Annotated in this window: 24 protein-coding genes and 1 tRNA gene; 11 read left to right on the plus strand and 14 right to left on the minus strand. The window is 64.5% G+C overall.

Annotated elements, in window-relative coordinates; all coding sequences use genetic code 11:
• The 3 genes from JHW40_RS01825 to JHW40_RS01835 all read left to right on the plus strand — a co-directional run bounded on the left by JHW40_RS01825 (position 1) and on the right by JHW40_RS01835 (position 2,427).
• Complete coding sequence (locus JHW40_RS01825; protein ID WP_090615198.1) at positions 1-663, plus strand: response regulator transcription factor; 663 nt, start codon at positions 1-3, stop codon at positions 661-663.
• A complete protein-coding gene (locus JHW40_RS01830) occupies positions 663-1,961 on the plus strand; it encodes a sensor histidine kinase (RefSeq protein WP_090615202.1) in 1,299 nt (432 codons plus the stop codon). Before JHW40_RS01825 ends, JHW40_RS01830 begins: the two co-directional genes overlap by 1 nt.
• A gap of 91 nt (positions 1,962-2,052) precedes the next feature.
• Complete coding sequence (locus tag JHW40_RS01835) at positions 2,053-2,427, plus strand: glycosyltransferase (RefSeq protein ID WP_090615205.1); 375 nt, start codon at positions 2,053-2,055, stop codon at positions 2,425-2,427.
• Here the strand turns inward: JHW40_RS01835 and JHW40_RS01840 are convergent.
• The 9 genes from JHW40_RS01840 to JHW40_RS01880 form a co-directional block, all read right to left on the minus strand.
• Positions 2,366-4,699: an aldehyde dehydrogenase family protein gene (locus tag JHW40_RS01840; RefSeq protein WP_090615208.1), complete on the minus strand. Its 2,334-nt coding sequence runs from the start codon at positions 4,697-4,699 to the stop codon at positions 2,366-2,368. The two genes, JHW40_RS01835 and JHW40_RS01840, sit on opposite strands and share 62 nt — an antisense overlap.
• Positions 4,700-4,706: 7 nt before the next feature.
• A complete protein-coding gene (gene deoC, locus JHW40_RS01845; RefSeq protein WP_090615262.1) occupies positions 4,707-5,648 on the minus strand; it encodes a deoxyribose-phosphate aldolase in 942 nt (313 codons plus the stop codon).
• Entirely contained in the window at positions 5,645-6,337 is a 693-nt protein-coding gene (locus JHW40_RS01850) for a DUF1523 family protein (protein WP_090615213.1), read from the minus strand. The genes deoC and JHW40_RS01850 overlap by 4 nt, the downstream gene beginning before the upstream one ends.
• A 13-nt stretch (positions 6,338-6,350) precedes the next feature.
• On the minus strand, positions 6,351-6,632 hold the full coding sequence (locus JHW40_RS01855) for a hypothetical protein (RefSeq protein WP_090615216.1): 282 nt from the start codon (positions 6,630-6,632) through the stop codon (positions 6,351-6,353).
• Between the two features lie 2 nt (positions 6,633-6,634).
• Positions 6,635-8,020 (minus strand): DUF6638 family protein, encoded by a 1,386-nt coding sequence (locus tag JHW40_RS01860; protein WP_211657367.1) that lies wholly within the window; start codon positions 8,018-8,020, stop codon positions 6,635-6,637.
• Positions 8,017-9,942 carry an AAA family ATPase gene (locus JHW40_RS01865; RefSeq protein WP_244519297.1) on the minus strand — a complete coding sequence of 642 codons (1,926 nt, stop codon included), beginning with the start codon at positions 9,940-9,942 and terminating at the stop codon, positions 8,017-8,019. Before JHW40_RS01865 ends, JHW40_RS01860 begins: the two co-directional genes overlap by 4 nt.
• A 34-nt stretch (positions 9,943-9,976) precedes the next feature.
• Complete coding sequence (locus JHW40_RS01870) at positions 9,977-11,110, minus strand: hypothetical protein (RefSeq protein WP_090615225.1); 1,134 nt, start codon at positions 11,108-11,110, stop codon at positions 9,977-9,979.
• 6 nt (positions 11,111-11,116) lie between these two features.
• Positions 11,117-12,190 carry a hypothetical protein gene (locus tag JHW40_RS01875; RefSeq protein ID WP_090615229.1) on the minus strand — a complete coding sequence of 358 codons (1,074 nt, stop codon included), beginning with the start codon at positions 12,188-12,190 and terminating at the stop codon, positions 11,117-11,119.
• A 112-nt stretch (positions 12,191-12,302) separates the two neighbouring features.
• Complete coding sequence (locus tag JHW40_RS01880) at positions 12,303-14,669, minus strand: UvrD-helicase domain-containing protein (protein ID WP_090615232.1); 2,367 nt, start codon at positions 14,667-14,669, stop codon at positions 12,303-12,305.
• A gap of 167 nt (positions 14,670-14,836) precedes the next feature.
• Here JHW40_RS01880 and JHW40_RS01885 point away from each other — a divergent pair, with 167 nt between their 5' ends.
• The gene (locus tag JHW40_RS01885) at positions 14,837-15,004 is read left to right on the plus strand and encodes a hypothetical protein (RefSeq protein WP_090615235.1); all 168 of its coding nucleotides are present in this window, start codon (positions 14,837-14,839) and stop codon (positions 15,002-15,004) included.
• A gap of 5 nt (positions 15,005-15,009) precedes the next feature.
• On the opposite strand, the gene mtaB is transcribed toward JHW40_RS01885, so the two are convergent.
• Together mtaB and dapF are read right to left on the minus strand one after the other, a co-directional pair.
• Positions 15,010-16,263 carry a tRNA (N(6)-L-threonylcarbamoyladenosine(37)-C(2))-methylthiotransferase MtaB gene (mtaB, locus tag JHW40_RS01890; protein ID WP_090615238.1) on the minus strand — a complete coding sequence of 418 codons (1,254 nt, stop codon included), beginning with the start codon at positions 16,261-16,263 and terminating at the stop codon, positions 15,010-15,012.
• Positions 16,260-17,099 carry a diaminopimelate epimerase gene (dapF, locus tag JHW40_RS01895; RefSeq protein ID WP_170851901.1) on the minus strand — a complete coding sequence of 280 codons (840 nt, stop codon included), beginning with the start codon at positions 17,097-17,099 and terminating at the stop codon, positions 16,260-16,262. The genes mtaB and dapF overlap by 4 nt, the downstream gene beginning before the upstream one ends.
• A gap of 84 nt (positions 17,100-17,183) precedes the next feature.
• Here dapF and JHW40_RS01900 point away from each other — a divergent pair.
• Positions 17,184-17,259, plus strand: a tRNA-Lys gene (locus tag JHW40_RS01900).
• 147 nt (positions 17,260-17,406) lie between these two features.
• Here the strand turns inward: JHW40_RS01900 and JHW40_RS01905 are convergent.
• From JHW40_RS01905 to JHW40_RS01915, 3 genes are read right to left on the minus strand one after another with little or no spacing between them, the layout of a single operon-like run.
• Positions 17,407-17,733 (minus strand): DUF2190 family protein, encoded by a 327-nt coding sequence (locus tag JHW40_RS01905; protein ID WP_090615242.1) that lies wholly within the window; start codon positions 17,731-17,733, stop codon positions 17,407-17,409.
• Positions 17,734-17,736: 3 nt separating this feature from the next.
• The gene (locus tag JHW40_RS01910; RefSeq protein WP_090615270.1) at positions 17,737-17,952 is read right to left on the minus strand and encodes a phage head-tail joining protein; all 216 of its coding nucleotides are present in this window, start codon (positions 17,950-17,952) and stop codon (positions 17,737-17,739) included.
• Positions 17,953-17,954: 2 nt separating this feature from the next.
• Positions 17,955-18,911 carry a phage major capsid protein gene (locus JHW40_RS01915; protein ID WP_139208216.1) on the minus strand — a complete coding sequence of 319 codons (957 nt, stop codon included), beginning with the start codon at positions 18,909-18,911 and terminating at the stop codon, positions 17,955-17,957.
• Here JHW40_RS01915 and JHW40_RS01920 point away from each other — a divergent pair.
• The 6 genes from JHW40_RS01920 (at position 18,816) to JHW40_RS01945 (ending at position 23,905) form a co-directional block, all read left to right on the plus strand.
• On the plus strand, positions 18,816-19,667 hold the full coding sequence (locus JHW40_RS01920; protein ID WP_244519299.1) for a DUF4123 domain-containing protein: 852 nt from the start codon (positions 18,816-18,818) through the stop codon (positions 19,665-19,667). The two genes, JHW40_RS01915 and JHW40_RS01920, sit on opposite strands and share 96 nt — an antisense overlap.
• Positions 19,668-20,034: 367 nt before the next feature.
• Positions 20,035-21,087 carry a hypothetical protein gene (locus JHW40_RS01925; protein ID WP_272849024.1) on the plus strand — a complete coding sequence of 351 codons (1,053 nt, stop codon included), beginning with the start codon at positions 20,035-20,037 and terminating at the stop codon, positions 21,085-21,087.
• A complete protein-coding gene (locus tag JHW40_RS01930) occupies positions 21,081-21,839 on the plus strand; it encodes a hypothetical protein (protein WP_090615250.1) in 759 nt (252 codons plus the stop codon). Before JHW40_RS01925 ends, JHW40_RS01930 begins: the two co-directional genes overlap by 7 nt.
• A 102-nt stretch (positions 21,840-21,941) precedes the next feature.
• Positions 21,942-22,448, plus strand: coding sequence for a Panacea domain-containing protein (locus JHW40_RS01935; RefSeq protein ID WP_090615253.1), 507 nt, complete (start codon positions 21,942-21,944; stop codon positions 22,446-22,448).
• A 90-nt stretch (positions 22,449-22,538) separates the two neighbouring features.
• Positions 22,539-23,497 (plus strand): IS630 family transposase gene (locus JHW40_RS01940; RefSeq protein WP_272848954.1). Its coding sequence is split into 2 segments (ribosomal slippage): positions 22,539-22,880 and positions 22,883-23,497, totalling 957 coding nucleotides; the frame shifts between segments, so codons are not numbered across the junction.
• Positions 23,498-23,515: 18 nt separating this feature from the next.
• A complete protein-coding gene (locus JHW40_RS01945; RefSeq protein ID WP_211657467.1) occupies positions 23,516-23,905 on the plus strand; it encodes a hypothetical protein in 390 nt (129 codons plus the stop codon).
• Positions 23,906-23,983 lie beyond the last annotated feature (78 nt).

Raw genomic sequence — 23,983 nt, forward strand, 5'->3', positions numbered from 1 at the left:
ATGCGGGCTCTGATCGTCGAGGATGATCCGGTGCTGGCCGGGCAGCTGGTCACGGCCATGGAGCAGGCGGGCTTTGTCACCGACCATGCGGGCGACGGCCGCGAAGGCGAATTCATGGGCGCCACCGAAAGCTATGACGTGGCGATACTGGATCTGGGCCTGCCGGGGATGCCGGGGATCGAGGTGCTGACCCGCTGGCGCGATCAGGGCATCGGCGTGCCGGTGCTGATCCTGACCGCGCGCGGCGACTGGACCGACAAGGTGGCGGGGTTTCGCGCCGGCGCCGATGATTACGCCGTCAAGCCCTTCCGGCTGGATGAGGTCGTGCTGCGCTGCCAGACCCTGATCCGCCGCGCCGCCGGCCATACCCGCCCGGTCATCAGCGCCGGGGCCTTGCAGCTGGACAGCCAGCTGGGCGTCATCACCCGCGACGGCGTGGCGCTGAAACTGACCCCGTTCGAGCTGCGGATCATGTCCTATCTGATCCATCACCAGAACCGCATCGTCAGCCGCACCGAACTGTCGGAACATCTGTATGACGCCGATGCGGACCGGGATTTCAAGTCGATCGAGGTGGTTATCGGACGGTTGCGCCGCAAGATCGGCGACGGCATGATCGAGACCCGGCGCGGCGAGGGTTATGTGCTGCGGTCGGGCGGCTGATGCGCTCGATCCGGGGGCGGCTTCTGGTTCTGGCGGCGGTCTGGCTGACGGCGGCGCTGCTGGCGGCGTTCCTGTTCCTGTCGGCGCTGCTGGAGGATTTCGTCACCGACCGTTTCGATGCCGAGGCCGGGGCCATCGCCGACGCGCTCAGCGCCAGTCTGGAGGTCAGCGACAGCGGCCGGATCGAGGTCGATGACCCGCCCGCCGATCCGCGCTTCCGGCTGCCTCTGACCGGCTGGTATTGGCAGGCCGAGGCCGATGGCCGGGTCTTCGACCGCTCGGATTCGCTGCTGGACGGCTGGCTGACCGGGCCGGGCGGTGAATTTGCCGGTGGGGCCGGACGGGGTGCCGACGGCGCGCCCCTGCGGATCATGCGGCGGGAACTGACCATCCCCGACAGTGATGCGCTGATCGCCCTGACCGTCACCGCACCGCAAGAGCAGATCACGCAAAGCCTGCGCCAGATCCGCCAGCCGCTGGCGCTGGCGCTGATCGTGCTGGGGCTGGGGCTGGCCGCCGCCAGTCTGGTGCAGGTCACGGCGGGCCTGCGCAGTCTTGACCGGCTGGGCGCCGATCTGCGGCAGGTGCGGGCGGGCCGGACCGAGCGGCTGGCACTGCCCGATGTGTCCGAACTGCGCCCCCTGACCGCCGAGATCAACGCCGCGCTGGACCAGAACACCACCCTGCTGGCCCGGTCGCGTCAGCATCTGGGCAATCTGGCCCATTCGCTGAAAACGCCGCTGGCGGCCCTGGCCAACGAGCTGCCGCCGGGCCATCCCGGCCACAACCTGATTACCCGCATGGACCGGCTGATCGGCTGGCATCTGCGCCGGGCGCGGGCGGCCTCGCCCCGGATGCTGGGCCAGCGCACGCCGGTTCTGCCGGTGGTCGAGGATATCATGCTGGTTTTGCGCTGGCCGATGCAGGACCGGGGCATGACCGCCGGGATCGACTGCCCCCCCGATGCCAGCTTTGCCGGCGAACGACAGGATCTGGAAGAAATGATCGGCAATCTGGCGGAAAACGCCGTCAAATGGGGCCGGTCGCGTTTGCAGATCGGCGTGACCTGCCAGACCGGACGGCTGCGGATCGTGATCGAGGATGACGGCCCCGGCATGGCCGAAACCGACGCGCCCAAAGCGCTGATCCGTGGCGCGAGGCTGGACGAACACGGTCCCTCGGGCAGCGGGCTGGGGCTGGCCATCGTCGCCGATCTGGCCGCCCTGCACGGGGGCGAACTGCTGCTGAGCCGCTCGGAGTTGGGCGGCCTTGGCGCAACACTGGACCTGCCCGCGTAACCGGGCCGACCCTGGCGCCGGTTTGGCCTTGACCCTCGGCCCATAACCGTGATGGTGCCTATCCTGAGCGACTTTTACCGATGGGGTCGGGATGAAGATTGTTGGCATCTGCCGTTTTTCACTGCTGGGCCGTGGCGACTGGAAGGTTTACCAGGGCAAACCCGACTCCGAGGTGGAGGCCATCGCCGCCGAACAGGCAAGAAAGCTTTTTGCACCCGAGCGTATGGAGCAGCGGCTTGCCGCATTCGAGCACCTGACTCTGGCCTGGCGCACAGGCAGATATAATCAGTGGCAAGCCAGAACCGGCCTCGTTTCGGGCGGCTGGGTCACAAGCATCGTCGTGATGATGACCCGACTGCGTCAGAGTCACACCGTCTCCAATTTCCACCGATGCAGAACGCCCATCAATAAGCCGCGCTGCCAGTGCCTGCGGGCAATGCGCCATAGGGCAGCCAGATCGTCTTGAGCTGCGTGGCGTGGTGCAGGAAGGTTTCGCCCTGCGCCTGATCGCCGGTCCAGTCGCGGTTGGCCGGCGAGCAGACGGGTTTCAGATTGCCGCCTGCCGCCTGTTCCACCGCCGTCAGACCGGCGCTGTCGCCTGCATACCACATCGCGGCGACCTCATCATGGGCGGCCAGCACCTGCGCCAGATCATACCTGCCTCCGGTCACGATATTGACCACGCCGCCGGGCAGGTCCGAGGTGTCGAAGACCTGATACAGGTCCAGCACCGGCAGCGGATCGTCCTGCGCGGCAATCGCAACCACACGGTTGCCCATGGCGATGGCGGGCATCACCAGCGACATGAACCCGGCCAGCGGCTGCCTGTTCGGGCAGGCGATGCCGATCACGCCGAAGGGCTCGGGGATCACGTTCACCAGATGACCCGGTTTCGCCTGTACATTCGCGCCGTCGAACTTGTCGGCCCAGGCGGCATAATGAAAGGCGCGGGCAATGGCGGCCTGAACCTCGGATTTGCTGCTGCGGGCGGCGAATTCGGGGGCGCGGGCCGACAGGTTCTCGGCGATGTAATAGAGCACCTGCGCACGGGCATGACCGCCCATCGCGGACCATTTCCCGGCCTTGGCGGCGGCCTCGACCGCGCCGCGGATATCCTTGCGGCTGCCAAGGGGGGCCAGCCCGCCCGGCACCGCATACATTGCCCCGCCATCGGGGCGTTTCTGCGCGCCGCCGATATACAGCTTGGCGGTGCGGTCGAGGCCGCTGCCCTGCCCTTCGCCACCCGGCGCGACGACAGGGGCCGAGGGTGCGGGTTCGCGGACCGGTTTCACCGCCGGTTCGGCCAGATAGTCCAGCATCCCCGCGCACCCGCCTTCGCGGCCAAAGCCGCTTTCGCGATAACCGCCAAAAGGGGCCGCGGCGTCAAACAGGTTGGCGCAGTTGATCCAGATCACGCCCGCCTTGATCTTCGCCGCGATATCGGTCGCGACGGTGGCGCTTTCGGACCAGACCGAACCGGCAAGGCCGTAGCGGGTGTTGTTGGCCAGCTCAATCGCCTCATCGGCGGTGCGGAAGGTGGACAGCGTGGCGATGGGGCCGAAAATCTCCTGCTCCATCCCCGGATTGGCGGGGGCGATATTGCGAAGATAACCGGGCGCGATAAAACAGCCCTCCGCCGCCTGACCGCCGACCAGTTCCGCGCCCGCCGCCACCGCAGCCGCGCAGATCGAGGTGATCCGGTCCTTCTGCACCGGATCGACGATGGCGCCGATATCGGTGGACTTGTCCAAAGGTGGGCCGACGCGCAGCCGGTCCATGCGTGCGCGCAGCAGTGTTTCGAACCGTTCGGCCACCGCCTCGGCCACCAGAATGCGCGAACCGGCGCAGCAGACCTGCCCCTGATTGAACCAGATCGAATCGACCACGCCCTCGACTGCCGCATCCAGATCGGCATCGGGCATGACGATGAAGGGCGACTTGCCGCCCAGTTCCAGCGTCAGCCGTCGCCCTGTCCCGGCCAGCCGGGCGGCAATGGCGCGGCCCACCTCGGTCGAGCCGGTGAAGGCGATCTTGTCCACATCCGCGCCCACCAGCGCCGCGCCGGTTTCGCCATCACCGGTCACGATGTTCACCACCCCAGCGGGCAGGCCGACCTCGCGGCAGATTTCGGCGAAGGCCAGCGCGGTCAACGGCGTGTATTCAGCGGGTTTCAACACCACCGTATTGCCCGCCGCCAGCGCGGGGGCGATCTTCCATGCCAGCATCAGCAGCGGGAAATTCCACGGGATGATCTGGCCGCAGACGCCAAGCGGCGCATGGCCGGGGAATTGCGTATCCCGCAGCTCGGCCCAGCCCGCATGGTGATAGAAATGCCGCGCGACCAGCGGAATGTCGATGTCGCGCGATTCGCGGATCGGCTTGCCATTGTCCAGCGTTTCCAGCACCGACAGAAAGCGTTCGCGTTTCTGCACATGCCGCGCCAGCGCATAGAGGTAACGCGCCCGTTCCGTCCCCGACAGCGCCGCCCAGCCCTTCTGCGCCTTGCGCGCGGCCTTGACCGCCGCCGCCACATCATCCGCGCTGCCCTGCGACACCTGCGCCAGCAGATCGCCCGTCGCGGGGGCGCGGGTCCCGAACGTGCTGCCGGGCTTGGTGAATTTGCCGCCGATGAAATGGCCGAATGACCCGCGCGTGTCCAGCCAGTCGCGCACCGCGCCGCTGTCCTCGACCGAAGGGCCGTATTCCATGCTTTCCATGATCTCGCTCACGCTGGTCATCGGTCCCTCAGGCAATGGCTTGGCGATGGGCGCCGGCATAGCGGCCCGTCACATGATGGCTGATCTGGCGCTCGATATCGCCCAGCAGGCTGGAGGCGCCGATGCGGAACAGATCGGGGCGCAGCCAGCCGCGGCCCAGTTCCTCGGCCATCAGCACCTGCCAGTTCAGCGCGTCTTTCGCGGTGCGCAACCCGCCTGCGGGCTTGAAGCCGACGACATGGTCGGTCTGCGCGCCATAGTCCCGGATCGCCCGGCACATGACCAACGACACCGGCAGGGTGGCGTTCACGCCCTCTTTCCCGGTCGAGGTCTTGATGAAATCGGCCCCCGCCTGCATCGCGACATGGCTGGCTTTGGCGACGTTTTCCAGCGATTTCAGATCGCCGGTGGCAAGGATCGCCTTCATCTTCGCTGCCCCGCAGGCCTCGCGCATGGCGCGCAATTCGTCATAGAGCGCGGCCCAGTCGGCGCGCAGCACATGGGCGCGGGTAATCACGATGTCGATCTCATCCGCGCCCTGATCCACGGCATAGCGGATCTCGGCCAGACGCAGATCCAGCGGCATCAGCCCGGCGGGAAAGCCGGTGGCGACACTGGCCACAGGCACCCCGGAATTTCCAAGCGCACGCTTCGCCGCCGCCACCATTGTCGGATAGACGCAGACCGCGCCCGTGGTCAGACCGCCAACGCCCATCGCGGCCAGCAGATCGGGCGCGACGGGCTGGCGCGCCTTGGCGCACAGCCGCGCCACCCGGTCGGGCGTGTCGCCGCCCGCCAGCGTGGTCAGGTCGATGCAGCGGATCGCGTTCAGCAGCCACGCCGCCTGATGGTCCTTCTTCAGGCTGCGCCGCGCAGGCAGGCTGGCGGCCCGGCGTTCGGTGGCGGGCGTGTTGATGTGGATCGTCTCGAACCAGTCCACGCGCAGATCGGTGCCGGGATTGCGGGTCATTTGCGCGGCTTCCCCCTCCATGTGCCCAGCCAGTTGCGGAACCGGCCACGCGCCTCGGCGGTCCCGTCCGAGACCCGGTCGCGGGCGGCATCGGCACGGGCCTCGACCCGGTCCCAACGTTCGTCCACGCGGCGCACTGCGGGTTCGATGGTGCGTTCGTGAAACTGCGCCCACATCCGCCACAACAGCGCGATGAAGATCAGCAGCACCACGCAGACGATCGAGGCCGCCCAGTTGCGCGGGCGCTCATTCGGGCCGGCCAGCGTGTCGATCGCGATGGCGTTCGGATAGGCCGTCAGCCACGGAATCCGCCAGCCATAGGCGGTGATGCTGACCCATTGCGGATCATTGCCCGTGGATCGCAGATTGGTCGCCTCGGCATGCAGATTGGCGCTGTCATATTTGAAATAGGGCGGCCAGATCCAGCCGGTATCCTCGTTGCGATAGACGAAGACCTTGCCATTGGGCCGCACCGTTTCGACAAAGCGGACGTCGCGCTGGCCTGCGGCATTCTCGACCGTACCGGTATCGTCCGCGGCATAGAAGATCGCGTTGGACGAGGTGATGGAGGTCAGCCGGTTATAGGTGTTGGTGATCCGCACCGTGTTCTTGGACGGCAGCGAATAGTCGAGGAACATGAAGACCACGACCCCCAGCAAGACCCCCAGAACGACCTTGACGTAATGCATGATGCGGCGGCTCCTATTGCCAGTTGACCAGAATGACGATCGCCATGATCGCCGCTGTGGGTATCACGAAAACCAGCCAGATCAGGCGGGATTTCAGGGATTTTTCAAACCCGACCATGGATTTGCGGACGAACTCTTGCCGCGCCGCGTTGTTCCCGGCCATGTCGGGGTGGCGCTGGTCCCAGATCTCTTCCAGTTTCTCGTGGCGCAGCGACCGGATATAGAGCCGAAGCAGCAGGAAGAACATCACCTCCAGCAGAAACACCAGTATGACCAGCCGGAACAGTGCCGCCATGCCTATGCCCCCCACGGACCGGCCGGGCGCGAGGCCCCCCGGTCGGACAGGCTGACACGCGGCAGGCGGGTGGTCGCCGGCCCCCACGGACCGGGGGGCGCGGACGCATCGGGTTCGGCCATGTCGGGTTCGGATCCGAACAAGGCGTCGCGGGTGCCCTGTTTGTCAATCTGGTATTCACGGGCCAGCACCTCGGCCACATAGGCGCGCTTGCCCTCGTCCCAAGTCTGGTAAAGCCGATAGAACAGCGGCTTATGGGTAATGAACAACTGCCGCAAGTCATGCGGCGCCAGTTCCGACAGCAGCCGGTTGACCAGATCGCGCGCAGGGCCGGGCGTGGCGCGCAGGGCGTAAAAATAGGCCGGATCGCCACTGTCGATCACCGGCCAGTCTCCGCCCTGTTCGGCATAGCGCAGCAGCGCCGACAGCCCCCGGATCTCGGGCGGCAGGCCATCGCCCATCCGCGCCGCCGCGCGCCGCAGTTCCTGCCTGCCGCCATTGCCGGTCTCCAGCCCCAGCCGCGTGGCCGCATCGACCAGCACGAAATCCATCTTCTGCCGCAGGATCGGTGCGGCATCGGCACCTCTGGCCGAAATGATCGGCTCGGCCAGCGCATTCCGGGCCAGCCAGGCGGCGATCTGGTGGCGCTGGGTCAGATCGAAGCTGACAACCCCCGCGATGTCGGCCTTGCGGTCGGGATCGGCAAAGATCATCGCCGGTTCCTGCGCCGAACGCAGCAGATAGACGCCGCCGAAATCATCGGTCCAGAAATCCGGCACCGGGAAATCGGTGTGATCCAGCCGCACCGGATGGCGCAGCACATCGCCGGATTTCTTCGCCTGTTCGATCATCCGCGCGATCAGCACATCGTCCCACCACGCATCGCGCCCGTTGCGGAAAGTGTCGATCATCGCGGTCAGCCGGTCGGCCTCGGCAACGTGGTTGCCGGTCGTGTCGGCGCTGATGCGCAGGCTGCGGATCTGGGTCAGATCGGCGGGGCCGTCCATCTGCCAGACATGATCGTCGATCTGGCCGATCACCGCGTCGCGGGCGGTCAGGCTGAACAGCTGGCTTTCGTTATCCGCAATGAAACGGCGCAGCACGTCGCGCAGCACCGACAGATCGGCGGCCAGCATCGGCGCGGTCTTCTGTTCGGTCGTCAGCAGGATGAACTGCCGCGTGCCGCCATCGGGCGCCAGATAGTCCATATCGCCCAGCTCGTCCCCGATCTCCGGGGAATAGCCGGTGATGTCGATGTGGAATTCCTTCAGCGCCGTCTGCCGCCCGGTCAGCTTTTCCAGCGCACGATTGTAAAGCCCGGTCCAGGCGGCAGAGCTCACCCGGATCAGGTTGCCGAACATCAGCCCCTTTTCGATCAGGCGCTTCATCTGCCCCCCTCGAAGCGGCGCTTGGCCTCGGCCATGCGTTCCATGTTGCGCACGGCGTCCTCGATCGCGCTTTCATCCGCGCCCTCGGCATAGCGGAATTCGCTGTCGGCATAGCGGTTGATTTCCTGCACCACCATGGCCACCGTCACCGGCTTGCGCAAGGCCGCAATCATCTCGAGCTTGCGGGGATAGGGCTGGTGCATGAAGGGTTCGGGCCGGTCGAACCAGTCGTCGGGCATGTCGAAATCCATCGCCCGGGCCTTGACTGCATCGGTGATGTTCTTGACCGCGCGGCCCGTGAAACGCGGCTCGGCCTCGGCGATGGCGTGCAGATAGCTGCCCAGATCGGCCAGCGTGTCCAAAGCGCCGAACTGCCGGTTGACCTGATCGAAGACCCGCGCCAGCCCGGGCTCGGCCGGGCGGGAATGGCCTTCATAACTTTCGGCCACGGCGCGTTGCAGCGCCTGCGCCCGCATCAGGTCGTGCTCGCCCACCGGAATGTCGTGACGGCTGCCCAGCAACAGGGCAAGGATGTCGATATAGTCGGCCTGCGTCTTCGGCCCGTCGATCAGAAAGCGCGCGCCGGCACGCTGGCGCAGGGCGTCGTCGATATTCTCGGCATGGTTGGAAAACATCCCGAAGGCGCAATTGCCGCGCACCACGGTCGAGGCGCCCGCAAAGGCCTCCATCAGCACGGCGGTGATTTCCTGCTGCCCTGACGAGGACTGCCGGTCGCCGCGCCTGCCCGCGATCTGGTCGATATCGTCGATGGTGCCGAAGCCGATCACGGAAGGGTCGATCACCGCATTGATGAAGGCGCGGGCGTTCTGGCCGGACTTGCCCTGATAGCTGTCGATATTGTCCACCGACAGGTTGCGATAGCGGAAATCATAGCCCGCCACCTGACAGTAATCGTTCAGCATCCCGGCCATCATCTGGATCAGCGTGGTCTTGCCGGTGCCCGGGCGGCCATCGCCCAGAAAGGTAAAGATGAAGCCGCCCAGTTCCACGAAGGGGTTCATCTTGCGGTCGAAATCATAGGCGACCATCATCCGCGCCAGCCGCATGGCCTGATGCTTGGCGATGGCGTTGCCGACGACCTCTTCGGGTTTCTTGAAGCTCATCGACAGGGGCGTGCCGCGCGATTTCACCGCCGGGGCAAAGCCTGCGATGGGCAGATCGTCGCCATCCACCCGCCAGCTTGCGCCGGTAAAGGCGGCGATGCGGGGGGCGTTTTCGCCACGGACCGCAACCGCCGCCGACATCGCCTCGGCCCAGGCCAGCGCGGTGGCCAGCAGTGATTTGTCGTCACGGGCGTGGCGGGCAAGGTTCTGGTCCAGTTCCCACAGCGCGCCCTGAAGCGCCGCCAGCGGGTTGTCGGTCACGATCTCGTCGGCGCTGATGCCCTCGATCGTCTCGGACCCGGCATGTTCGGCCAGCAGAAAGGCGATGGCATTGGCGCAGACCGACAGTGCCGCAAGCGATTCGACCGCCAGCAGTTCGGCAAATTCGCGGTGACGCTCGGCAGGCAGGCGGCTTTCCAGATTGATGCGCTTCAGCTCCACCGCGCCGGACCGGGCCGCGACCTCATCGGCGACGGCCAGCGCGATGGCGGTGGCGCGGCGCAGCACGCGGGCCATGGTCGCGGCGGCAGGGGTCAGCAATTCGTCGCCGCCCGCATTCTCGATCCGCTCCAGCAGATGCACACCATCGGCCCGCGCCACCGGCCGCGCCGCCAGCCCCGGCGTCGTCGGCCGAAACCGCGAGGTGGACGGAACCCCGGGCGAGCGTTCGGCCACCTGCGGCTTTGCCTGCTGGCCAAAGCGCGGCGCGTGGTCGAACGCCGTCAGCAGCGACAGCGCCTGCGGGTAATAGGCGCGTATCCGGTCCTCGGGCAGTTCCATTTCGTTGCGGGCGTTCATCAAAACCTCTGCCTGTCAAATACCGTCATCAAATCTATCTGTAGGATCGCATCTGCCCATCGGGGCCGGGCACATATTTGCGAATATCGCGCAGACCCTGCGGCGACAGCGCGACCAGCGCCTGATAGGGCCGTTGCGGCAGCACCAGAACCCGCGTGACCGAACTGGCGCCCTGCCCTGCCCCGCCCTGATTCAGCGGGTCCAGCCGGAAGATCTGCCGCTCGGTCACGCCGAACAAGCCGCTGCTTTCAAGGGTGGCGCGTTCGGATTGCAGATCCTCGATGGTCATCGCCATGGTCCAGTCCTCGCCCGCGGGGGCGGCGGCATTTTCCAGCACCTGCCGGATCGGGCCTTCCTGCATGGTGAAGCCCTGCGAATAGATCGGCCCCAGCACGATCCGGCGCAACCGGCGCGGATGCAGCCGGTCGAAATCGCGGTCAAAGCCCTGCGCGATGGTCACAAGCTGCAACGAGGTCACGGATTGCGCCAGCAGATGCGCGCGGACCTCGGGCCAGCGGCGGGCATCGTCGGTCAGCGGGCGGCGGCCGCTGTCATCGACATCCATCAGATACAGCACCGGCACGTTCAGCTGGCTGTCATAGACCGCCCAATGCAGCAGCCAGCGCCGCCTTTGCCTTTCGCTGCCCGACAGCCAGTATCCCTGCGGATGCATCTGCGGCCAGAACAGCCCGCCCTGTTGCAGCATCTCATAGTAAAGCCGCTGCGACATCGCATATTGCAGCCGCGTCGGAATGGTCAGGTCGCCGACGATCTGGCGGATCATGTCGTCCCTGATCGACCTGGCCGAGGGGCTGCGCGCCAGTTCCTCGGCCGCCTGCGCGGCATCGGCGGCGGTCTGGGCGATCTCGGACCAGACCGGCAGGCCGGATTCGTGAATGTCGATGGTGACATGGCGGCGCAAGGGGCCCTCGATCCGCCCGGCGATCAGATATTTCATCGCCAGCGCGTCCAGCGTGACCTTCAGCGCGTCCAGATAGCCGCCGATGATCTCGGTCTCGATGCGGCTGAACAGCCCGTCGCGCACCATCCCGGCCAGCGCGGCAGGCAACAGATCCGCCACCCGGCGCGTCTGCGCGAAAAAGGCCCGCGCCGTCGCCTCGTCCTCCAGCGCGCGGTGATCGGCATCAAGCGTTCCGGTCCGGCTCACGGGCGCTTATCCACCATAAAGGTTGCTGTCATGCTTCTTGACGATTTCGGCAAAGCGGCGGGCAAAGCGTTCGTCGGCGCGGGCCTTTTCCTCCAGCACCTTGCGGGCAAAGACCATGTGATCGCCATGTGCCTCCAGCATGTCGGCCATCCGGTCGTTGGTGGCGGTGCCGATGGCGGCCATCGCGGCCTGCGCTTCCTGATCCGTCTTGACGCCGATCTCGTTGATGCGGTGGGCCACGTCCTGCTGCTGCGCGGTCTTCAGCGATTTGGTCAGCGCGTCATACAGCACCACGCGCTGCCTTGTGTCGGTTTGCAGCTTGTTGATCAGCACCATCTGCGTCGCGGCCTGATTCTGCAGGCTGTCCACCCAGGTCTTGCCCGCCTCGATATAGCGTTCCAGCGTCTGCGAGCGGGCCAGCGCGACCTGTTCCTGCTGCACCAGTTCGTTGTGATCCTTGTTGGCCAGCGCCAGATCGCTTTCCAGCTGCGTGCGGGTGCTGGGATCGGTGGTGGTGGCGATGCGGTTTTCCAACTCGATCAGCTTCGGGTCCATCGCGGTGATCGTCTGGCGCAGGTTTTCCAGCGTCGAGACGGCCTCTTCGCGTTCCGACAGGGTGCTGACCAGATTGGCCTCGACCTTCGTCTTCTGGTCGTTCAGCAGGTCCAGCTGACCTTGCAGCAGCCGGGTGATGCTGTCCGATTTGGCGATGAGGTCCTGCAACTTGTCGTCGATGCTGGCGGCCCGCAGGCGTTCCTGCCGCATCGCCTCGGATTTGCCGCTGGCAAAGATGCCGACGAATTTCTCCCACCCGGTCTTGTTGCGCAGATCGTCGAAATCGCGCGAAAAACCGGCGGTCACATCGTCCAGCCCCATGATGAGTTCGGCGATATTGGCGTTCATCGCCTCGGTATGGGCGTGAACATCGGCCAGCGTGGCATTGGCAACATCCAGCGGCAATTCCGCCACATCCGCCCGCGCGGTCGCCCGGTCCAGCGCAGAGGTCATCTCGGATATCTTGTCCTGCGCCAGATGCACCTGTTTCTGGCTGTCGGTAATCTGTTGTTCCAGCGATGCCATTGGCCGCCTCCCGATGAATACCGGTCAAATGTGCGGCGCATGAACGACTGGCGCAAGGGGCGCGCGTCGATTGCAACAGGTTTGCGCAGGGAAACGCCCGGCCCCCCATCCCCTAGAACGGCACGTCACCCGCATCCGCCGGCTGGACATAACCCGCCTTGATGGTCTTGAAGCCTGTTTCGAACTGCACGGTCAGCGTATCCTCGGCGATGCCCATGACCTGACCTTCGCCGAATTTCGCATGAACCACGCGGTCTCCGACGCTGAACCCGATGGCGTCGATGGTGACCGGCGCGCGATGCACCGGCCCCTTACGCTCGGCCGCGCGCGCCTGCATCCGCTTCCAGCCGGGCGAGTTATAGACATCCGCCCGCGCCGCGCGTTCATACATCGCATCGCCCGGATTGGCCCCGGCAAAGGCCATCGCCGCGCCATAGCCGCCGCCGTAAAGGCCCGGCGGCGTCAGCACCTCGACATGTTCGGACGGCAATTCGTCGATGAAACGCGAGGGCATCGAGCTTTGCCATTGCCCGTAAAGCCGCCGGTTGCCGGCAAAGCTGATCGTCGCCAGACGTTCCGCACGGGTGATGCCGACATAGGCCAGACGGCGTTCCTCCTCGACGCCCTTCAGGCCCTGATCGTCCATGGCGCGCTGGTTGGGGAACAGCCCGTCCTCCCACCCCGGCAGAAAGACGACCGGAAATTCCAGCCCCTTGGCGGCGTGCAGCGTCATGATGCTGACCTGTTCGACCGTCTCGCCATCGTCGCGGTCCATGACCAGCGCGACATGTTCAAGAAAGCCTTGCAGGTTCTCGAATTCCTCCAGCGCCTTGACCAGTTCCTTGAGGTTGTCCAGACGGCCCGGCGCATCGGGCGACTTGTCGTTCTGCCACATGGCGGTATAGCCGGATTCGTCCAGTATCCGCTCGGCCAGTTCGACATGGCTGGCGGTGCTGTCGATCGCATCCGCATGCCAGCGCCCGATCGCATTCACGAACAGCCGCAGATTGGCCAGCCCCTTGCCGCCCAGATGGCCGTCCTGCACCACGATCCGCGCGCCTTCCAGCAGCGGCACCCCGTTCTGGCGCGCCACGCCCTGGATGGTTTGCAGGGCCTTGTCGCCAAGGCCGCGTTTCGGGGTGTTCACGATCCGCTCGAACGCCAGATCGTCCGAGGGGCTGACCACCAGCCGGAAATAGGCCATCGCATCGCGGATCTCGGCCCGTTCATAAAAGCGCGGCCCGCCGATCACCCGATAAGGCAGACCGATGGTCATGAAGCGATCCTCGAAGGCGCGCATCTGGTGGGACGCGCGCACAAGGATCGCCATCTGGTCCAGACTGACCTGACCCAGCGCGGCACGGTGGCCGCCCTGAAACGCCTCGATCTCTTCGCCGATCCAGCGGGCCTCGGCCTCGCTGTCCCAGTGCCCGATCAGGCGCACCTTCTCTCCCGGTTCGGCATCGGTCCACAGCGTCTTGCCCAGCCGCCCCTGATTGGCCGAGATCAGCCCCGAAGCCGCCGCCAGAATCTGCGGCGTGGACCGATAGTTCTGTTCCAGCCGGATCACCTGAGCGCCGGGAAAATCCTTTCCGAACCGCAGGATATTGCCCACCTCGGCGCCGCGCCAGCCATAGATCGACTGGTCGTCGTCCCCCACGCAGCAGATATTGCGATGCCCCTGCGCCAGCAGCCGCAGCCACATATACTGCGCGATATTGGTATCCTGATATTCGTCCACCAGGATATAGCGGAACCGTTCCTGCCAGCCGCGCAGCACACCGGGATGCGCCTGAAACAGCGTCACGCAATGCATCAGGAGATCGCCGAAATCGACCGCGTTCAGCGTCAGCAGCCGTTCCTGATAGGCCGCGTAAAGCCGCCCGCCCCAACCGTCGAACGCCCCGGCCTCGCCCTTGGGCAGATTGGCCGGCGTCAGGCAGCGGTTCTTCCAGCCGTCGATCAGATGTGCCAGCTGCCGCGCGGGCCAGCGTTTCTCGTCCAGATTTTCGGCCTGGATCAACTGCTTCATCAGCCGGATCTGGTCGTCGGTATCCAGAATCGTAAAGCCGGGCTTCAGGTGCAACTGGCCGTTGCCGATCAGTTCTGCATGGCGGCGCAGGATCTTGACGCTGATGCTGTGGAAGGTACCCAGCCACGGCATCCCCTCGACCGCCTCGCCCAGCAGACGGCCGATGCGGTCCTTCATCTCTCTCGCGGCCTTGTTGGTGAATGTCACGGACAGGATCTGTCCCGGCCGCGCCCGTCCCAGCATCAGCAGATGCGCGATGCGCGTGGTCAGCGCCCGCGTCTTGCCGGTGCCCGCGCCCGCCAGCATCAGGACCGGGCCATCCAGAACCTCGACCGCGGCGCGTTGCGCCGGGTTCAGCCCGTCCAGATAGGGTGCGGGCCGCGCGGCCATCGCCCGTTGCGACAGCGGCACGCCATCGAATTCGTCGGAATCGTCCATCAGCTCCATCCCGTCAACATAGGCGCAATGACAGGTCAAGGAAAGCCCGTGTTCGCCCTATGTTCTACACACATCCGCCGATCCGGGCGGTTTGACGGAACCCGCATAGCGTTTCAAACGTCATCTTTCCATCACCGGCCAGCCTTGGCCGACCCAGAAAACGGGAGAATAACAAGATGAAACGGTTTTCGATCATCGCGGCGGGCGGGTTGCTGCTGGCCCTTGCCGCCTGCGGCAGCAATCCCACCGAACGCGCCGCAACCGGCGGAATCGGCGGCGCCGTGATCGCGGGTCCGGCTGGTGCGGTCGTCGGCGGAACGGTCGGCGCGGCCACGGCGGATTAAGCCGCTCACGCCACCAGCCGCGCGCCATCATGGCCGCTGATGCGCAGTTCCATCAGCGCGCCTTCCGGCTGGTCCGAAGCAAACGCCACCTCGGTGAATTGCTCGGTCCGGCCAAGCCGCGGCCCCTCGGTCAGCACCTTGTGGCTGCGCCCGACCTGAGCCTGAAGGTGATGGTGCAGCGCCGCCTCGCCCGCCGCGCGCAGACGGGCGGCACGTTCGCGGATCACCGGGCCGCGCAGCGCGGGCATCCGGGCGGCAGGCGTGCCCTTGCGGGCGCTGAACGGAAAGACATGCAGGAAGGTCAGCCCGCAATCGCCGATCAGCCGGACCGAGTTTTCGAACATCGCCTCGGTCTCGGTCGGGAAACCGGCGATGATGTCGGCCCCGAACACGATATCGGGGCGCATCCGCCGGGCGTCCTCGCAGAACCGGATGGCGTCGTCGCGCAGGTGGCGGCGCTTCATCCGCTTCAGGATCATGTCGTCGCCCGCCTGAAGCGACAGATGCAGATGCGGCATCAGCCGGGGTTCCGTCGCGATGGCCAGCATCAGGTTCTCATCCGCCTCGATCGAATCGATGGAACTGATCCGCAGCCGGGGCAGATCCGGCACCAGCCGCAGGATCCGCATCACCAGATCGCCCAGACGCGGCTGACCCGGCAGATCCGCGCCCCATGAGGTCAGATCGACCCCGGTCAGCACCACCTCGTTAAAGCCGCGATCGCGCAGCCGCTTGATCTGTTCGACCACGACCCCCGCCGGGACGGAACGGGAATTGCCGCGCCCGTAAGGGATGATGCAGAACGTACAGCGATGATCGCAGCCGTTCTGCACCTGAACATAGGCGCGATGCCGCCCGAACCCGTCGATCAGATGCCCCGCCGTTTCACGCACGGACATGATGTCATCCACGCGGATCTTCTCGGTCTCGCCGATCAGATCGGGCGTGCGCAGGCTGGCCCATGTCTCGGGCTGCATCTTTTCGTGATTGCCGATGACGCGGGTCACCTCGGGCATGGCGGCGAAGGTCTCGGGCTCGGTCTGCGCCGCGCAGCCGGTGACGATGACCGGAGCCCCCGGATTTTCCCGCGCCAGCCGCCGGATTTCCTGCCGGGCCTTGCGCACCGCCTCGGCGGTGACCGCGCAGGTATTGACCACCACCGCGCCGTTCAGGCCCGCAGCTTCGGCCATTTCCCGCATGGCTTCGGTCTCATAGGCGTTCAGCCTGCAACCCAGCGTGGAAAAGACAGGCGCGCTCATCCGTTCAGCCATTCGCTGGTGAAAACCCCGGTAAAGACATGCGCGGTCGGCCCCTCCATCCAGACGCCGTCCTCGCGCCAGTCGATATGCAGCACGCCGCCCGGCACGTTGACCTTGACCCGCCGTCCCGTCAGCCCCCGCCGCGCCGCCGCCACCGCCGCCGCGCAAGAGCACGACCCCGAGGCCAGCGTCGGCCCCGTGCCGCGTTCCCAGATGCGCAGGTTGATTTCGCTGTCGGACAGGACCTGCACCACCTCGACATTGGTGCGCTGGGGATAAAGCGGGTGATGTTCATGCGCGGGGCCGAACGTCTCCAGTCCGACCGCCGCCGCATCCGGCACGAAAAAGGTCATATGCGGATTGCCCATGCCGGTCGCGACCGGATCGCCATCGACCGGCAGGTGCAGCGTATCGACATCCCGGGCCAGCGGGATCGCCTGCCAGTCCAGAACCGGCGGCCCCATATTGACGCGGGTCAGCCCCTGCCCCGCATCCTCGGCCTGAAGGATGGCATGATCGGTGCGCAGCCGCAGGCGGGTCTGGCCGGTCCGGTCCATCTCCCGGCGTGCGATGCAGCGCGTCGCGTTCCCGCAAGCCGCGCTGCGCGACCCGTCGGCGTTCCAGAACACCAGCCGCAGATCGGCCTGCGCGTCGTCTTCGATAGTGGCCAGCTGGTCGAATCCGACCCCGCAATGACGGTCGGCGATACGCGCGATCAGCCCCGGCGCCAGAGGCCGCCCTCCGTCGCGCAGATCGATCACCACGAAATCATTGCCAAGCCCATGCATCTTCATGAAGCCCAGCCCCGCCGAGTCATTTTGTTCCATGCCCGCCATATATGCCTGTCCATAGATTTCCGCCAGTGGCCTTCATTTTTCGTCTTGACGCGCCCGGCCCACCCCCCTAGGTAGCCCCTCGTTGGGCCCGTAGCTCAGTTGGTAGAGCAACTGACTTTTAATCAGTGGGTCACAGGTTCGAATCCTGTCGGGCTCACCAAGAAAAACAAGGGCTTAGCTAGAAATAGCTGAGCCCTTTTTCGTTGCGGGGGCACAATGGGGGCACATTCGTTGACCCTATAGAGAAAGCCCCCGACACCATTGCCGGGGGCCCTTCACGCGCGCCACCACTCAAAGGCGGCGTGAGTTAACCGATAAGTCGCACCTTGACCGTTGCCGCGCCACTGGCGGCGGCTTCAACGGCGGTGCCGAGTCGCGTGTTGCCTGCTGCGGTCGTCGTCGCAAGCGAGTCGTCGGCATCCCAGTAGATCGGGGCCCCAACGGTGACAGCATCGGCCGCAACCTTCGGCAGTTCCCAGACGCCAACCGTGGTAACGTCGCAGGGTTCGCCTGCACCGGCGTCGCCTTGAGCAATGCCGACGATCTCGCCGGCGATGACAACATCACCTGACAGGACGCCAGCAGGGGCGGGAATGGTCAGGGTGTTGCCGGGTTGAATGAAGTTCTTTGCCATGGGTCAGACTCCTTTTGATGTCTGCAAGTAAACGATTGAGTTGCGGCGCCGGGTCAGCGCCGCGATTTGGCTGTCGATGTCTGCAAGGGCGCGGGCCATCTCGGCATCGCTCTTGAAATGGACTTCCTCGCCGTTACTGTCGCGCGTGCTGCGAATGCCCGAGTAACGGGCATCCTGTAGGTCGTCGCGATAGCGCCGCAGGGCTGACAGGTCGGCCACGATCAAGCCCCCGCGTTGCGATAGGCGCCGCGATGATCGACAGCACCGCAACCGAAGTCGAGAACCACGCGGAACTCCCGGCCCAATACCTCCCAACCGTCGCGGGATGCCAGTTGCGGCCCTTGCGCGCTGGACAGATAGGCATATTCCAGCACCGGGGCGGTTGCCGGATCGCCAAAGACGAACCAAGCGGGACCGCTCAGCCGGGGTTCAACAAGAACCTGCAACCGGCCCGCCATTGCGTTCACGTCGCTGGTGCTGACAGCGTAAATGGCGCTGAGGATCTTTTCTGCGTTGGTTTCGTTCTCGGGGCTGACCAGCAGGAATTTCGGCGTGACGTTCACCGGGGTTTCGCCGTCGAGTCCCTTCTGGCGGCGCAGCGCAAGGCGGGCATCGCTCAGCGGGTCATCTTCGGCGGTCAGTTCCAGCGGGCCGGGATCGGTTGCGACGTTGCCGTGATCGGCATGGAACAGCGGCAAGCCGTCATCCATCGTCACGCCGGCGCCGCCGTTCGCCAGCAGAAGGCCCAACAGTTGCTTGGCTTCGGCTTCAGCAGCAGCGGTGCCCATCATTTCGCCCCAACGGCCGAACGCCCCCAGGTCATCATTGACGATCGCCTTTCGCGACAGGCTGAACATGCCGCCGAACGTTTCCAGCGAATAACCTTCCTTCGCCTCGCCCGTGGTCATCGCCTGAATCTCGCCGTGCTCAGAAACGGGTTTCAGGCCGCTGAACTCGCCCAGCTTCAGAATCGACAGCGCGCGAAAATCGCTGGCGGTTCGCTGGCGCGCAAGCTGTTTCAGCGGCGATTGCGCCCGGCCACCCGATATCGCGAAGAAGAGCTTGAAGCCGAACTGGAACGTATGCTCCGCGACGACACGCGGGCCTGCTTTGCCCTTGTCGATGGAGCCAGCTTCCCGGGTCTTGCAGAACTGCTCGACGCATCCTCGCTCGAACATGATTGCCTCTTTCGGGGAACGGCGCGAGACACTGCCGGCGCCGTTGCACCCTGGATTATTCGGATAGGGTCACACGATACCGTCAGCCGCCGCCTGGTTAGAGCGGCCCTCGGCAAGCAGGGTGGATACCCTGCAGCTCCGACGATGATCCTGAACACCGAGCATTCGATCGATGAGGTCGGACGCCATTTTCGGCGCCTGACGCGCGTCAGGGCGGAAAGCGATGGTCGATGGCTGTATTTCCGCTACACCGATCCTCACACGATGGACGATCTGCGGGCATCCATGAATCCCGAAGACGCCGCTGCCGTGCTGGGACCCTATGCGCCAGTGGTTCTGCATCCCGCCGGGGCTTTCCGCCTGGCGCGCCGCCACCTCCGGTCCGAAGCCCGAAGCAACAGTTTCGCGTTCAGGCTGGCCGACAGACATGTCAGGGCCATGCGCCATCGTCAGCGCGCGCGTTTTGCGCAGGTTGTTGCAGGGGATCTGGCGGCTCTCGTGCCCAACATGAGAAGATCGGCGATCGAGGAACTCGTCCGCCGGGGCATGGATCTTTGCCGCGACACGGGCATGTTCCAGCAGGACAGCACGGCAGGCTATATCCTTCTCTCGGGGCTTCTTGGCCCGCGCTTCACGCAAACCTATAGTCGATACGCACCAATCCTTGACCCCCGCCGCAGCGAAACGGAGCGAAAGACCATGATCCACAGCACCCTTTCCGAGGTCCAGAAACGGAGCCTGTCCAATGGCCGGTGATGCCGCCAGCGAGGTGATGGAAGGATATCCCGCCGCGCCGGTTGGCGGCACATCCCTGCAGTGCCGGCAGGGCAACCGGCTATGGCTGGAAAACCTGAGCGGGCGCGACGCGTCGGTCGCCGTGACAGTCGGATCGGAGACCAGCCAGATCCTTCCGCAGACGGCATCCGACTTCACGCTGTTGACAAACACGCTTGCGGGCAGTTCCGGCTCCGTTTCCATCGCGATCAATGGACAAAGCTGCACTCCGATCGCGGGCCTTCGCCCGGAATTGCTGACCTGCCCCGAGGATGTGACGGTCGGCCTTGTCACCGGGCGGGCCAGAACAACCCCCAACCCGCTGAGCGGCGCCGAACGCGGCATACCCGTGGAACTGAATGCCGCCGAGGCGGATCTTTCGCAGTTCCTGCCCGATGGCATGACGGTCGCGAACACCGAGATCGACATGGTTTTCGTCGGAATGGCCGCCGAGGGGCCAGGCGCGATGCCGCCGGGCCTCCATGATGTCGACAGCACCTCGGATGCGGAGGCCCAATGGCTTGCCCAGTCGCTGATCTCGAACACGATCAGCAGCGTGGGCAATGAAGCTGGGGTGGTCATCTCCTTCGGGCTCCAGACAGGGCAGAGCAGTCCCGGACAGGTTCGCACCGCGCTGAAGGAGGTGATCTGGAACGGGCGATTCTACGTCAGACAGATCGCCGCATGGGGCGGGCAAAGCGCGATCATCTTCAAGGGGGCTGCCCGATCCCGCAGCTTTCTGACGGCGATTTCCTATGGCTTGCGAAACAGCAAGATGAGCTATCTCAGCAGCTATGCCCTGGGCATGGAGGCGGTGCAGAACCCCTCGGCCCGAAGCATCGGTCAGGTCGCGCAAACTGCCGCGAAGGGCAACCTGATCGGCTTTGTCATCGCCAGCCATTCCGATGTCAGCGAGTTCATCCGGCGCGAGGATCCCGAGAAGAACTGGGGGGAACTGCTGGGCGCCCTCAGCGTCACGTTTGTCAAGGTCTGGGCCGCCGGTTTTGTCGGGATTTTGGGCGCCGCTGCTGCAGCCTCAGTCGCGCTGGCGGTTGGTGCCGCGGCGGTGCCGGTGGCCGTGGTTGTCGGCCTGGGTGTCGGGATTGCCATCGGTGCCGGCCTTTTCTTTGATTGGCTTGACAACATAACGGGCTTCAAGGCCGCTGCGCGCAGGATCGGGCATAAATTCGGTCTGGCGGTCCAGAAAGGTTTCAGCGCGGTGTCGGCATTTGTCGAAAGGATTTCGACGAGTGCCGAAGGCATTATCGACGGGTGGTTCCAAAGCTTCAGCAACAACCTGCGCCAGAACGATCCGAACGGATGGTGCGCGCTGTTCTGTTCCAGTTCACTTGACCAGGCCCGCGCGTGGCAGAGAGCATTCACAGGGCGAGGCGGATGGTAGAGAAGGCTCGCACGTCGGGGCCCATATTGCCCACGGATAAAGGATTTACATTTCTTGGCTGTATCATGCTGTTGGTGCCAGCCTTGCTGGCTGCGGGCGCCGCCTTTGCGCCGACCGCTCGCGGGCCATGGATAGCTTCGGCATTCCTGTTGCCACCGATCCTCTTTGCCGTTGTTCGCGGAGTAGAGCGGCGTTCTTCGGGCTATCGGATGGCCACGGCTCTTGCCGTCCTGCCCATGGCCGGCATTCTTGGAATCGTGGCGGCATTCCTGTTGCCCTTCGCCTTTGTCGGTCTGGACGCACCGTTTCTGTGGTGGCTGTGGATTGCCCTCGGGGCCGCGCTGTCTGCCGGCATTCTCGTCGGCCTGGCACGCCACGATCCCGATGATCAGAAACGGCTCATATCCCGGCGGTACAGGCCAGAAAACGGACACCTGACAATCGACCCCGACAAGACCGGAGTAATGGCCATGCGGGCCAGCACCGGCTCGCCTGCGATCGACATATTGCTGAAAGTCCTCTGGTGGTTCTACTCGGGCCTGATCATTGTGGGCATGTTCTTGGGCGGAGGAGCTGGCTTCGTCCTGTCCGATGTTCTGGGGGGCCTTCTGGTGCCGCCGCCAGGAGTGGACATGAGGGTGCTGATCATCGAGGGCGTTGCCCTGATCGCAATAGGTCCATTGGGCATGATCATGCCATCCTTGTGGCGAGGATGGAGAGAGGTCGCCCGGTTGGAAAAGCTTGCGCGCTGATGGGCGGGAAGCGGTCTGACGGCCGCGCGGCATGGCGCTAATGGCCGGTTGCGCCTTGTTCTTGGCTCGCTTTCGGTGTACGAACAGACAGGGAACAGGGACATGACCATAGGATACGACGGACGCAGCATCGCTAACTTCGTGCTCGATTTCTGTGAGAGGAATGGCCGAACGGTCACAAACCTTTCGTTGCAGAAAATCGTATACTTCTGTCATGTCTGGTCACTGATCGAGCTTGGGAAGCCGCTGATCCGTCACAAATTCGAAGCTTGGGAATATGGGCCTGTGCTCCCCTATCTCTATAGAGAATTCAAAGGGTTCGACCGCTCGCCTATTATGGGCCGAGCAAAACAGATCGACCCGATGACCGGGCAGCATCGCATTGTCGAATGTAGCTTTGACCATGAGACGGATGTAATGCTGAGCAAGATCGTCGCATTCTACTCTCGGTTACGCGCAAGCGATCTTGTAGAACTTAGTCACGCGGAGGGAGGGCCGTGGCACGCTGTTTGGAATCATGGTGGAAAAGTGAACCCCGGCATGAAGTTAGACGACGTGGCGATTCGTGACTTTTACTCTAGGGCCGTGCGGCCTTACTCTTTGCAATAAAAGGACTAAAGCATTTCTACTGAACCCTGAATCGTTTGGGGTTCCGTCGCAGCGCGGATCGTGATTCCCTTCTGTCTGGGAGGATGGATCATGTCAGCACCATTGCCGTCGGCCCTCCGGACGCGGTTTCAGCTATATATCGAGGAGGGTTTAAGCGGTCGGGCGGCGGCGCTGCGGCTGAAACTCTCGCCGGCGACCGGAGCACGTTGGGGCCGGGCGATCAGGACCAGGGGGCATGCCGAACCATTGCCCCAGGGACGTCCCAAAGGGCATGGAAAGCTTGCCCCGCACCGGGCCTTTTTCGAGGAACTGCTCGCACAGGATCCCGACATCACGCTGTTCGAACTCAGGGACGCGCTGGTCGCAGCGGAAGGCGTTCGTGTCCATCACTCGTCCATTGCCAGTCTGCTGTCGCGGCTTGGGTTCACCTATAAAAAAAGTCGCTGGTGGCCGCCGAACGCCGCGGTGCCAGGGTAAGACAGCGGCGAACCGACTGGTTCGAGCATCGCTTGCCAGCCATCGCGGATCGGCCGGAACGCGTGGTTTTCATAGACGAGACCTCGGTGAAGACCAATCTCACCCGTCTGCGGGGTCGTGCCCTGCGCGGCACACGCCTGACCATGGATGCGCCCTTCGGCAGCTGGGGAACACAGACCCTGATCGCCGGGCTCACACCGGATGCCCTGATTGCGCCCTGGTGCATCCGGGGCGCAATGGACGGCCCCGCCTTCGCAGCCTGGGTTCGCGAGGTCCTGATCCCGGAGATCGAGCCGGGAACCGTGGTGATCCTCGACAACCTTGCCACCCACCACAACAAGCAGGCTGCCGAGGCTCTGCGTGCCCATCGCTGCTGGTTTCTCTATCTGCCGCCATATTCGCCGGACCTGAACCCCATCGAAATGGCATTCGCAAAACTCAAGGCGCACCTGCGCAGGATCGGGGCAAGAACATTTACCGACGTCTTCAAGGCCATCGGCGAAGTCTGTGATCTCTTCGATCCCGGCGAATGTTGGAACTACTTCAAGGCCGCAGGATATGTCGCAGGTTAAAACAGAAATGCTTTAGGCATGGCACAACTTCGCGTCCCCTCCGTCCAACATTTGGCACGAAACTGGAGCGGCAACCCACAGTTAATCTCGCGCGCCCTCGTGCGGCTGGTCAGGAATCCTCCGACCTTCAGTTATAACCCGCTCTATGGTGCTGTCAGGGATATGCTTGTTTTAGGTGTTCCCTACGAAGATGTCGTCAGGGGCATCCAGAAGATTAAGCGTGAAAGTGTCAGGCAGAACCTTCTCAGTGTGCTCCCGCTGATCCGCGATCATTTTTCTGGAATTTCACCAGACTACTACCAGACCATCGACAAGCGCTATTACCCGGTGGGGCGCGGGTTGATGGTAGGGCATCCCTCCATTCCTGAGAAAGGATCGCACCATCAAACCGTGGGATCAAACAGCTAGGTTCCACACTCATTGATTCTAAACGACTGCGGCGAGTGCGGTGGCAGACATGTAGGCGATGGGGCACCTGTCGTGTCG

Source organism: Paracoccus alcaliphilus, assembly GCF_028553725.1.
GTDB classification, from domain to species: domain Bacteria; phylum Pseudomonadota; class Alphaproteobacteria; order Rhodobacterales; family Rhodobacteraceae; genus Paracoccus; species Paracoccus alcaliphilus.